At 48.7% G+C, this 12,153-nt stretch carries 7 protein-coding genes; 4 read left to right on the forward strand and 3 right to left on the reverse strand.

What is annotated here, in order from left to right; genetic code table 11:
* Positions 1–1,078 precede the first annotated feature (1,078 nt).
* The 4 genes from BZG73_RS08035 to BZG73_RS08050 all read left to right on the forward strand — a co-directional run bounded on the left by BZG73_RS08035 (position 1,079) and on the right by BZG73_RS08050 (position 7,426).
* Positions 1,079–2,287, forward strand: a complete 1,209-nt coding sequence (locus tag BZG73_RS08035) for a ParA family protein (RefSeq protein ID WP_077668086.1) — start codon at positions 1,079–1,081, stop codon at positions 2,285–2,287.
* A 9-nt stretch (positions 2,288–2,296) separates the two neighbouring features.
* Positions 2,297–3,268 (forward strand): ParB/RepB/Spo0J family partition protein, encoded by a 972-nt coding sequence (locus tag BZG73_RS08040; protein ID WP_046075595.1) that lies wholly within the window; start codon positions 2,297–2,299, stop codon positions 3,266–3,268.
* Between the two features lie 101 nt (positions 3,269–3,369).
* Complete coding sequence (locus BZG73_RS08045; protein WP_077668051.1) at positions 3,370–5,397, forward strand: GNAT family N-acetyltransferase; 2,028 nt, start codon at positions 3,370–3,372, stop codon at positions 5,395–5,397.
* A 364-nt stretch (positions 5,398–5,761) separates the two neighbouring features.
* Positions 5,762–7,426 carry a DUF342 domain-containing protein gene (locus BZG73_RS08050; protein ID WP_077579445.1) on the forward strand — a complete coding sequence of 555 codons (1,665 nt, stop codon included), beginning with the start codon at positions 5,762–5,764 and terminating at the stop codon, positions 7,424–7,426.
* Between the two features lie 22 nt (positions 7,427–7,448).
* Here BZG73_RS08050 and BZG73_RS08055 read toward each other — a convergent pair whose 3' ends face one another.
* The 3 genes from BZG73_RS08055 to BZG73_RS08065 are packed head-to-tail and all read right to left on the reverse strand — an operon-like array spanning position 7,449 to position 12,153.
* Positions 7,449–9,554, reverse strand: a complete 2,106-nt coding sequence (locus BZG73_RS08055; protein ID WP_077668052.1) for a type I secretion system permease/ATPase — start codon at positions 9,552–9,554, stop codon at positions 7,449–7,451.
* On the reverse strand, positions 9,547–11,481 hold the full coding sequence (locus BZG73_RS08060) for a bifunctional diguanylate cyclase/phosphodiesterase (RefSeq protein ID WP_077668053.1): 1,935 nt from the start codon (positions 11,479–11,481) through the stop codon (positions 9,547–9,549). Before BZG73_RS08060 ends, BZG73_RS08055 begins: the two co-directional genes overlap by 8 nt.
* Positions 11,482–11,487: 6 nt before the next feature.
* Positions 11,488–12,153, reverse strand: coding sequence for a transglutaminase-like cysteine peptidase (locus tag BZG73_RS08065; protein WP_046075590.1), 666 nt, complete (start codon positions 12,151–12,153; stop codon positions 11,488–11,490).

Here is a 12,153-nt window from a genome sequence, read left to right on the forward strand (position 1 = left end):
GGCATGATCAACATCATGCACCAACGATGATCAAGTGAGGCCTGCATCAATGATCAACACCTTACCGCATTAATGATCAGATAATAACTGAAACAATGATCAAGCGTGATACACATCTTATCCACAGCTATAGGATGTCGCGGGTGATGACGTTATTGGATTCGGTGGTTAATCAGGCTAATGAGGCTTAGGAACAATGATCAAGACAGCGCTTTTTTAGCTGATTTGATGAAAAAGCGTGCATGTTGCCGATAAGTCTAGCGGCTATTTCACTTTCATCCTCCAAATCGAGATGACATTGACAGTATAACTGCCATAGGAATGTATGTGTCCGGTTAGTGGAACAATGATCATGTATGAGATCGTGCTGTTCGATCATCTTGATGTAAACCGTTGTTTAGTCCACGTGATATGGATGGAATGCCCGGATCCTTCTCGATCCCTTGTTACACCTGACGTTATCCGTAATTTGGCGGTTCGACTATATCGTTCCGAACAACCGCCCAGGCTGGTAGTCTTTACAGCCAGTCTTGATCATTGTTCCGTAATATACAGAGACACATCGCGCAGATTTGCCGATGATTTAACCCATAATTCTGCTTGATCATGCTTCCCCAACTGCGCCTTTACTCTCGAAAGCATGATCAAGTATTAGCATCCATTAAGGCCGAACACCTTGATCATCGTTACGGGAAAAATGATCAAAACCGTGGTAAGCCATCGCATGAACGGCTAATGGGTGAGATTGTTAACCGCTCTCCCCTCTTATGGGGTAAAAGGCGATAAATTCGGTTCAACGATCGGGTACCGTAAATTAGCCATTCAAAGATAGGCTTCCGACTCTATCAACTGTTTACATTGTAAATAAGTGACGCTGTGACATTTTAAATGTGAGGAATTTATCGCATGGTTTGTCGAAGTGAGTATAACCAACTATTCGTCGATGTTTTCATCAATCATCCATGATAACAATTGTGAGCAGGATCTTTATTTGATTGGCTTTTGTTCACCTTTTTATTGTTTTGAGTGGAATGTGCTGTACRATCTGCAATTATTTCTCGTTAAGGCGAAAAAGAATATGGATAGGGAAAAGACGATTGAAAACCTCCGCAATATCGCCGCGCAGACGAAACAGGTTCAGTCTGATCGGGTCGAGATTGTGATGGAAGAACGCCACGACCAACTCTTTCCACCGATGTCAAAAGCATTAATGGAAACGCGTTCGGGATTAACGCGGCGAAAGCTCGATGAAGCGATCTCTCGCATGGAGCAAGAGGGACATCAGTTCACTAAAAACAACGCTAACCATTATTCGATTACACTCGATGAGGCGCACCAAATCATGGATGCGGCGAACGTGCCGACTTTCCATGAGCGTAAAGGAAAAACCCATAAGCCTTGGGTGGTAAACATCCAGAATCAGAAAGGCGGAACGGGTAAATCCATGAGTGCGGTGCACTTAGCGGCATGTATGGCCCTCAATTTGGAAAAGCGTTATCGCATTTGCTTAATCGACTTGGATCCACAAGGCTCATTGCGACTGTTCCTCAATCCACAAATTAGTTTGACCGAGCAAGAGGGGATTTACTCCGCCGTTGACGTCATGCTGGATAATACGCCCCAGCCTGCAGACAAAGACTTCATGATGCGTAATGTCTTACTGCCGACACAGTATCCAAACTTAAAAACCATGGCGGCCTTTCCAGAAGACGCGATGTTTAATGCTGAGGCATGGCAAGCACTGGCGACTAGCCAGTCTCTGAACGTGGTTGAGTTGCTGCAAGAAAAAGTCATCGACCCAATCAGTGATGAGTTTGACATTATCATGATAGATACAGGCCCGCATATCGATCCGCTGGTGTGGAATGCAATGTACGCCTCGAACTCGTTAGTGATCCCTTGTGCGGCAAAACGCCTCGACTGGGGGTCGACGGTGAACTTTTTCCAGCATCTGCCACAAGTCTATGAGATGTTCCCTGAAGACTGGCATGGCCTTGAGTTTGTTCGTTTAATGCCGACTATGTTTGAAGATGACAACAAAAAACAGATTTCGGTCTTAACGGAAATGAATTATCTTTTGGGTGAACAAGTAATGATGGCGACCATTCCAAGAAGTCGCGCGTTTGAGACCTGTGCCGACACTTACAGCACAGTCTTTGATCTTACCTCTCAAGATTTTGAAGGCGGTAAGAAGACCTTGTCGACAGCCCAAGATGCCGTCCATCGTGTCGGTTTAGAACTAGAGCGTGTGCTGCACAGCCACTGGTCTCAGCTCAATCAGGAGTAATCACAAAAAATGGCCATTAAGACCTCTGATTTAAATGCGCGTTTGTTTGCCAAAGCAGACAAGCGACGAGCAACGACAACGCAAGAAGCTCAGAGTGCGGCGAGTGAGAAAGCGGCAGTCATTGAACTTGCGGTCGCCGGTGAACACACGGTTGAATTTGAGCTGGTAAAAGTCCCTGCCAGTGAGATCCGAGATAAAACGACCGTTTTTGATAAGAATGCGCGAGAGCAGTCATTTCTGAATGAACTCGCGTTATCCGATATTTTGGTAACGTTAAAAGCACATGGCCAGCAGTACCCTGCTGTGGGTCGTTGGCTTGACGATGGTCGTATTGAAGTCCTCGACGGTAGCCGACGCCGCATGTCGTGTCTGATTGCAGAACAAGATTTCTTAGTCTATGTGGCGAAAGGCATCAGTACACGCCATGCTAAATTCTTGTCCGATGTCGCTAATGCGCACAAACCGTTATCGCTTTATGAACGCGGTAAAGAGATGCAGGCAATGTTAGACAGTGGTGAAGTGAGTGATCAAAAAGCATTGGCGAGTGCGTGTCAATGTAGCGAAGCCTTGGTCAGCGGTGCCTTAAAAGCCGCGGCCCTGCCCTTACCGCTACTGCAAGCCTACCCGAGTGTGTCTGAGCTGGGACGGCCAACCATTGTGAAGTTGCATCGCTTATATTTTAGCCTTGATGCGTCCCTGCAACAAAAGCTGGTTGCCAAGCTTGGTGACACGCCTTTATGGCAACAGGTAGAGGCGCAAGGAGTGACGCGTATTACGCGAGAAGTCACCCAGTTGATTGAGCAGTTTAAAGATGAACTTGTCGAGCCGACATCGAGTGAACGAGAGCAAGCCAAAACCTTGTTGGACGGACGTGCGTCTTATCGTCGCAAAGGAAATAACCTGAATATTAGTTTAAAGAAAGTCAGTGATGAGGACGCAGACCGAATTCTGGCACTGATTAAACAAGCGCTAGAAAACTAATATTTTGCACATGCCCCAGCGTTAAAAACGACATGCCTAGCGTGTCGTTTTTTTTTGCGTGTTATCATCTCCTATCCGCTTGGTAAAAGCCTTATAGAAACATGATGACATTACCCACATTGGAAGACTTTTTTGAGCCACTGATCTTACGTGCAGCGCACTACTCCCACCGTCAACTGGTTTGTGTCGATCAGGACTTGGCGACTGTACTGGCCGGCTTTGGTGAGACTCAGACCCCGCTGATTGTGGGAAACACAGAATATGGTTTGAGTTGGCGCCAAGCACATCAAAAGCTGGGACAAGAATGTGGTCATATCGTGGTGGAGGTGAATGCGCAATTTAATGCGGAAGCCTTTTGCGCCATAGTCGGTTGTTGCCGCGCGGGTGCGCTCATTGTGCTCCGAATTGCCGCCCTCGATAACGAAATGCCTCCGTCCGTACAACGCCTTCTTCGCTGTTTGAGTGAAGATGATAGCGTCGCATTTAATTGTCATTGGCTGCATCGTTTACCTCAGCAACGTCCAGCGAAACATCAAACGCATTCAGTGACTCAGGATGATGCGATTGCTGCCGTGGAAAAAGTCGTGACTGGACATCGGCGCCGTCCCCTGCTGCTAACCGCTGACCGCGGTCGGGGGAAATCAGCCGCATTAGGGATGGCCGCGGCTAACTTGATGATGAAAAAACCAAGACGCATCATTGTGTCATCGCCTTCCCCAGCCCATGCATCAACGCTTTTTCATCATCTGAAAGCCACCCTTCAGGTCGATGATGCTGGCCAACATATCGACTATCAAGGAAGCCAGATACGCTTTATTGCCCCTGATGCGCTGCTACAAGACGCGCCAGCAGCAGACTTGTTATTGGTTGATGAAGCGGCGGCGATCCCACTTCCGATAATCAGCCAGTGGCTGAATCAATACAATCGCGTTGCGATTGCAACGACCGAGCATGGCTATGAAGGGACAGGACGTGCTTTTACGCTCCGACTCAAGCAAATGTTGGATGTCGAGCAGCCGCAATGGCGCACATTAAAGCTCACGGCGCCTATGCGATGGGCTGATGATGATCCGGTTGAGCGCACGTTGAACGCCCTCTTTTTACTGAATGGCGACGACGATGTCGGCAGCGATCAGGCCGATATGCTCGAAACAGGGTGGGTGAACGATATAGTGATTGAGCCGCTTAGCCGTCAGCAGTTGTATCGAGATGAGGCGTGTTTACGGCAGTTATTCACATTACTGATCGCGGCCCATTATCAAACATCGCCTAACGACTTAGCCCGTCTTCTGGACGATGACGCCGTCTTAATTTTTGCTGGCTGGCTCAATAATACATTGGTTGCCGCGTGTGTGGTAAGCCAAGAAGGAGGAATAGATTGGCAAACTTGTCACGCGGTGGTCGCAGGGCAACGCCGGATAAAAGGGCATCTGTTTAGCCAATCGGTCGCCGCGCATTTGGGCCTCGCGGAGGTTCTGCACGACAGGCTCTGGCGAGTCCAACGCATTGCCGTGTCTGAGCCTTATCGACAGCAAGGCGTCGGTCAACGGTTGCTCGCGACCGTGAATAAACACGCGGCTGAAGCCTCAGTGGTCGGGGTCGGTGTTAGCTTCGGTGCAACCGCCGTGCTGACGCCGTTTTGGTTTAAGCAAGGATTTAAGCCGGTTAAATTGGGATTAAAACGCGATCAAGCCAGTGGGTGCTATTCGCTGCAAATGCTTAAGCCTATCCAGCCTTTGAAATGGTGTGATCAGGCGTTACGCTTATTTAGGCAAAACCTTCCCATTCAGATGCTCACGAGCCATCAACGGATGGAAACTRACATCGCTGCCTCTATCATTGCTGGGTTACCAACCGCATCGCTATCGGAGGAAGTAAGACAACAAATTGATGGCTTTGTCGCCGGTGGGGTGGGGGTCGATGCTGCCCTCTCAAGCTTACAGGCTTGGTTATATCATCATATAGGTGGCGTTCGGAAAAACGACGAAAATGCCACGTTACCCATTCTGGTTAGCCGTATTTTGTTAGGGTTGCCTTGGTCTGTTGTCTGCACCAGGTATCAGCTGGCAGGAAAGAGGGAGGCGGAATCCCGGATACGGAATTATATTCAAACACACATGACGACATGAGCCATTTACACTGTAAACTGAACACGTGGCAGTGGCTTGGTTTACAGTGTAAACGCTGTCGCTTATTACGTTTATTTACACTGGAAATCGGTCTACTACCCTTCATTATGGGGGCCGTGCTGAGGGCGACTGAATTAATCCTATCCTGGTCACGTTTTTATCAGTGATCCTGCTCCCAAGCGGGATAAACCTGTATAATTTATTATAAATGAGACAATTGCGCGCACTTGCATTAGATTTGGACTAATCTAATCAGTGACAACAGTCGAGTGCAAGGCTCCTCGAGATGATGGAGCAAGCGCATTGCCAAGTGGTTTATCTGGCTAATAAGGCCGCCACAGGGATTAGATAGGCAGGAAGCGAGATGCTAGACGATATCCTCCGCGTCTCTCAGGATGGTCAGCGTGTATACTTATCGGCAGGGAAAGTCGAGCATACCAATGGCCAACCGATAGAGAAAAAACAAATCAAGGACTGGTTGGTGAGCAACCAAGTCGAGGGCTTTTTTTGTTTTGATGATACGATAGAGTCAGCATTAACCAAGTTAAACGCGTCGCCGGATGATGCTGAGTCGGAAGACTTCATTATTGCAGAACGCCGTGATGCAACCATCGAAGCGCGTATCGCCGACGATAAAATGACGGCCTATTTGATCGTTAACGGCGCGTGTGGCGGGCGTGGACTGAAAGCCGATGACATTCTCTCGACGCTGCGTGATGCCAATATCGTTCGAGGGATAAAAAAGCCGACCCTGCAAAAACTTCTCTCCGCGTCAGGAAAGCTCAAACCTGGTGAATACCTTGATGTTCCCGTCGCATTCGGTCGGCAGCCGGTTGCGGGCGAAGATGCGCACCTTGTCTATCTCATTGAAGATCCTGCCGAGCGTGTTCGCCGTCCCAAACAGCGTGAGGATGGAACCGTTGACATGCGTGATTTGGGTGAAATGGTGATGGTTAAGCAAGGACAGCCTTTAGCTAAACTGATCCCTGAAACATCGGGCTATGAGGGCTTTACTGTGACTGGGTCGGTGTTATCGACATCTTCCGGTAAGCCAATGACATTGACCGCACACCCAGGCAGTGAATTAAGTAATAAAGACCCTAATATTTTGGTGGCGACCATGGCCGGGATCCCACGGTTACAAAAAGACGGCGTGGCGGTCGATGATGCATTGAGCTTAGATGCGGTTGATGTCGGCACCGGGCATGTCAACTTTGAAGGCAGTGTGGTGATTAAAGGTGATGTTGAAGTGGGTATGAAGGTCACAGCATCGGGAACGGTCACCGTGGGAGGGGTAGTGGAATCAGCGACCATTACCGCTGGCGCAGACATTATTGTCCAAAATGGGATCATTGGTCGACAAGTCGCAGCAGACTCTGACATCAACTGCACCCTGGTTGCGGAGGGCAATATTGTCGCCAAGTTCGCGCAATATGCCACACTCTGTGCCAATCAAAACCTAGAACTTACCTTGCATGCGATGCATTGCAAAACGCATGTAGGGCAGTCAATCGTTATTAGTGATGCCACCAAGCGCAAAGGCACGTTGGCGGGCGGTAAGCATGAAGTGGGCGAAAAAGTCCAGGCGGTGATTATCGGCGCGAGCGCAGGGGCGCATACGTATATACATTGCTTTCCGCGTCTGCCAATACTTAAACGGGAACTCGTCAATTTAAACAAAAGCTGGGAAGAGAAAAGTGCCCAATTGGATAAGATCCAGGCGGCAGAGAAAAAACTTGAAGCGGTCCCAGAAGAGAAGCGTGACGCGGCCATGGTTGAAAGAATAAGCTCGACACGCGAGCACCTTTCTACCGCGCTAAGTGAAATAGAAACCATGGTAGAAGAAACAGACGCAGCGATAGAGAGCGGATACCAAACGGCCAGTATCATTGCGACTAAGTCGCTACTTAGTCGTGTTCACTGTACTATCGGCGAAGAAAAGCACTTGGTTCACTCAGAGCACGGCCCATCACATTTATTTTATGATAATGCCGCGATTGAATTAAAACCGTATCAAGCCAATGGTTGATACTGGTTTACAGTGTAAACTGTTAGCCAACTTTACGGATTTTTCCTTCTTTTAAGGCCTGAAGCACTGCCTTTTTCGGTCCATCTGCGACCACACATCCTTCCTCCATCACAATAAGACGGTCAACCACATCCAGCATGCTGGTTTTGTGGGTACTGAGAATGAGTGTCTCCTCTCTGCGTAAATCTTTTAGCTGCGTTTTAATGAACTGCTCTGTGCGGTTATCCATCTGACTGGTTGGTTCGTCGAGTAAAATCACAGGTGGGCGACCTAAAAAGGCGCGAGCAATTGCAACGGCTTGTCGCTGTCCCCCAGACAATAAGACGCCACCTTCCCCAACTTGTCTTTCTAGTCCTGAGGCATGGTACTGGGTAAAACTTAACACGCCCGAGCGGGCAGCGGCGTCCATAATATCAATATCATCGGCAAGGGGTTGGCCGAGGGTCATATTCTCTCTGATTGAGCCAAAGAATAGCGTCGGCTCTTGAGGGACAAAACCGACATTGCGACGAACGTCGATATAATGAAGTTGAGAGATATCGGTATCATCGATGGCAACCGAGCCTTGGGTGGGAGAATAAAGGCCGACTATCAGGCGGGCAAGCGTTGTTTTTCCTGAGCCCACTCGGCCAATAATACCGACTTTTTCGCCGGGATAAATGCGAAAGGACACTTGGCGTAAGGCGAGGGCAGTGGTGTTAGGGTAATGAAAGTCAACCTTATCGAGCTCAATTTTGCCACGCAGCATCGGGCGATGTAGATAACGCTTACCTTCGGTTTGTTCTGATGGCAATGCCATCAGTTGGTCGATGATATCGAGTGCTGATTTTGCTTGGTGATAGCGTGTCGAGAGCAAAGACAATTGAACCAAGGGCGCTACTGCTCTTGAGCTCAGCATACTTGCCGCAATCAATCCCCCCATTGTCAGTTCGCCCGCGGCTATTTGGTAAACACCAAATACAATCATACTGACGATGACAAACTGCTGAACAAAACTGGCCGAGTTATGGACTGAGTCTGTGAGACGGCGTGTTTTGATGCTCCAGTTTGCCATATGGGCCACCGCTTCTTCCCAGCGATACTGAAACTGACTCTCCGCCCCGAATATTTTAATGGTCTCAAGCCCTGACAGGCTTTCTATGAGGTTGGCGTAAAGACGTGTCCCTTCCTCAATTGTGCGCCGCAGGGGCTTTTGAATTAGCCATGCATGGATGACCAATAACGTGACCGCAATGATAGGCACGATTACTAAAGGACCGGCGACAAACCAAATCACGAGCAAGAAGATGATGGCAAAGGGGAGGTCGATGAGGGTGGATATAGACGCCGAGGTAAAAAACTCGCGGATGGATTCAAATTCTTGCATATGCCGTGCAAAGGCCCCGACTGAAGGGGGCTTGGCGTCCATTCTTACCCCTATGACTTTGGCATATATGCGTGAAGAAATGAGTAAATCTGTTTTCTTACCTGCAATATCAATAAAGTAACTGCGCAGCAGTTTAAGGAGTAAGTCGAAGACAAAAATGACCAAAATCCCACTCGCGAGCACCCACAGTGAATCGAAGGCCAAGTTAGGCACGATTTTGTCGTAAACGAGGCGAGAAAATAGCGGCACACTAATCGCAAAGACATTGATAAAGAGTGAGGCGATTAAGACATCCCGATAAATATGACGTGATTGCCAGAGCGTGCCCCAAAACCAATGGCCCTCATCCTTCACCTGTGCTGTTGGCGCGCGTTCATCAAAGCGATATTGCTTTTTCAGCAAAAAAAGGCGCCCTAGATACGCATCGTTAAGATCATCAAGCATCACCCAACGCGGCGTCATATCCGCATGCGGCAAAACGATTTCCGCACGCCCCTTTTTCGCATCCATTTCTAGTACGACGCACGCGTCGTTATCTTTCATTAGCAAAATAGCCGGGCAGAGCAGCGAAGAGAGGCGCTCGAGTGGCATCGCTTCTTCTTTCGCGACAATCCCCGCACGTTCAGCCGCGCGGGGCAGTAAAAAAGGTGACAGGTAGCCGTCGGAGATAGGGAGCCCAGACACAAGGGCATCGGGGGAGTTCGCGTTACCGAAGTAACGCGATACATAAATCAATGATTGCAGAAGCGGATCTTTAACCATGGCTGTCCTGAGTATTATTGAAGATATAGCCTTGGAAACCATTGACGAACAACTCGGAAAGGCGCGCAAGCTGTGCTTCTGTTTCCACGCGTGTCGCGATAGTAGTGATGTTTAAGTTATGCGCGGTACGACAAATGGATGCCAAAACATGCCCTTGGGCGTCGTCTTCTATATGACTGGTATAGGCAAAGTCTATTTTTACGTAATCGGGCTTAAAGCGTTGTAAGTAGTCCAAAGACTGGAAGTTGCGGCCATAATTATCGACCCCAAATTGGAAGCCTGCTTGACGGATTTGATCGGTCAACAAGCCAGTGTGGTCAGCGTGACGGACAAAAGCGACCTCTGGGATCTCAAATAACAGTTGGCCTGCCAGTTTGCGGTGCTGGTACAAGGTTGTCCCCAACCACCGAATAAATGACGCATTGGTCACACTACTTAAGGTGAGGTTAACCGCCAATGGGCCGACGCTAGCGTCTTGAGACAAGGTTTTAATCACGTGAGTGATGACATATTTATCGAGGGTTTCACCCAGTTGGAGCTGCTCTACCGCCCCTAAAAAGTGGCCAGCGCCATAATAGTGCTCGTCCTTTTCTATCGCGGAAAAGACCTCTTGATGCAACCGGTTTGATTCGCTGTCTGTGGCGGGTTGGTATTTGAACACAAACAGCTCTTTGGCCACGGCTTCATGCAGCAGTGCTTTCCATTGCTGTTTACCCATTGCAGCGTCACCGATGGATTGATCAATCAGTACGACAGGGTGCTCCGGCGTATTGCGTGCCTGTGACAAGGCGTTATCCGCTTGTGACAGCAGCACACTGGCATCCTGATTTCCGCCGCCGTTGATGGCTAACCCCACTGCTACCTTAGGCGGCGTGAGACCGGTCGGATCCGCTTGCATGTCTACTACCATGGCGAGCACACTCTCGCCGAGTAAGCGCAAGTCATCGGGGTCTGAGTTAGGCGCTAGGATCACAAATTCATCTTTGCTCAAGCGCGCAGCTGTCATGCTGTCGTCGCTGATAATCGTGGTGGTGAGGTTATTCGCAAATTGCTCAACAATACGATCCCCAAATTCGAAGCCTTGGTTTTTATAGGCCTCTCCAATGAGATCCACTTTGATTAAGACCATACCGCCAACACCCGATTCAGTTAACCAAGATTTAAGCTGGCCAACATAGAAGCTGCGGTTGCCAAGGCCAGATACCGCATCTCGGTAGGCGGTTTTACGTAACCTATCGGCTTCTTTTGCCTGTTGTTCAAAGTAGTGTTTGAGCTGATCGGTCATGACATTAATGGCACTGACCACGGTTTTTAGCTCTGTCGTGGGAGGGAGCGGAATGGGATCACCAAACTTGTTTTTGGCGATTTCGCCTGCTTTAGCCGTAATACGGGCAAGGGGTCTCAGCGATCGCTGTAATTGCCAACCAATGATCACGGACGCGACCAAAAAGATGATTGCCAAAATTGTCCCTAACTGGACAAATGATTTCCACAGTTGCTTATACGCATAACCTGGATGCGCGACCACTTCGACTTCGGCAAGTTGCATCCAACCACTGGTGATGGTTTGTTTTTCGGTGATCACAGGGAAAACATCGAGGTCGATAAACCACTGGGGCACACCCTGGATTTGTACGGGATACTCGCGAACAATCTCACTGTTATCTGACAGCAAGGTCAGATTAACTTCGCGGTAAAAACCGCCATCAAAAAACGCATTGATCACCGACTCGGCGGCGACTTTATCATCCGATTCTAAGTAGGGTGCTAAGGCTAGCCCCATCGAATTGACCGTGTTGTTGACATCAGAGGTTTGCTGATTGAGTAAAAAGTTGCGTGTGGTATTCAGCTCGATACCGAAGACGGCCAGCACTATGCAGAAGAAAATCACTAGCATCCACGAGAATATTTGATTGAATAACGTCATCGGTGTTTACCTATCAAATTGTCTAATCGGYTTTTGCATCTTTAAGGTGTCGATACGGCTACGTAAATCGTTCCAAAGGCCAAGCCGGGAAGCGTTGCCTGCAAGCTCGCCTTGGCCGCGTTCTTTCATTAACCATAGTCGGCTACCATTGAAGCTATATATTGGCAGTAGATCGCGTCGTAACGACGCACGTTTAATTGTTGGATCTAAGTTATCGAGTAGCACCGGCTCGGATGATGGCGTTGGGTAATACGCAACGACCATATGAAATTGGTCGAGACGGATTGCTTTTACGTACACCAGGCGCAGTTTTTTATCATCAATGCCTAATTCGCGAAGAGAAAAATATTTTGCAATACTAAAGTCTTCACAATCACCGGCCGCTGCGCCAAGAAACTCTAAGGGCGTTGCCCAATAGTCTTTTTTTCCCCATAAGTCGATATCATCGACAAAATACAGCTGATTAAAAAAATCGTTCACTTTGCGCAGCTTTTCTTGCTCTGACACGCCTTGCGTATTTTCCACCATGTTGCGCCATGCCGTGACACGCTTACCCGCGCGTTCACCATAAAAACTCGACACTTGCCCCACCCAGCGTGACTCTTTGGTGGTCAGGCTCATCGCGCTGAGAGAGAGCAACAAACATAACCCGGCAATATGCCATTGCTTCAT

The sequence above is a fragment of the Salinivibrio siamensis genome, from assembly GCF_001996005.1.
GTDB classification, from domain to species: Bacteria; Pseudomonadota; Gammaproteobacteria; order Enterobacterales; family Vibrionaceae; genus Salinivibrio; species Salinivibrio siamensis.

What these genes read in the sequence shown, in the direction of transcription:
- BZG73_RS08035 (WP_077668086.1), top strand. Translation starts at nt 1,079, where the DNA reads ATGGATAGGGAAAAGACGATTGAAAACCTCCGCAATATCGCCGCGCAG.
- BZG73_RS08060 (WP_077668053.1), bottom strand. Translation starts at nt 11,481, where the DNA reads ATGACGTTATTCAATCAAATATTCTCGTGGATGCTAGTGATTTTCTTC.
- BZG73_RS08050 (WP_077579445.1), top strand. Translation starts at nt 5,762, where the DNA reads ATGCTAGACGATATCCTCCGCGTCTCTCAGGATGGTCAGCGTGTATAC.
- BZG73_RS08055 (WP_077668052.1), bottom strand. Translation starts at nt 9,554, where the DNA reads ATGGTTAAAGATCCGCTTCTGCAATCATTGATTTATGTATCGCGTTAC.
- BZG73_RS08040 (WP_046075595.1), top strand. Translation starts at nt 2,297, where the DNA reads ATGGCCATTAAGACCTCTGATTTAAATGCGCGTTTGTTTGCCAAAGCA.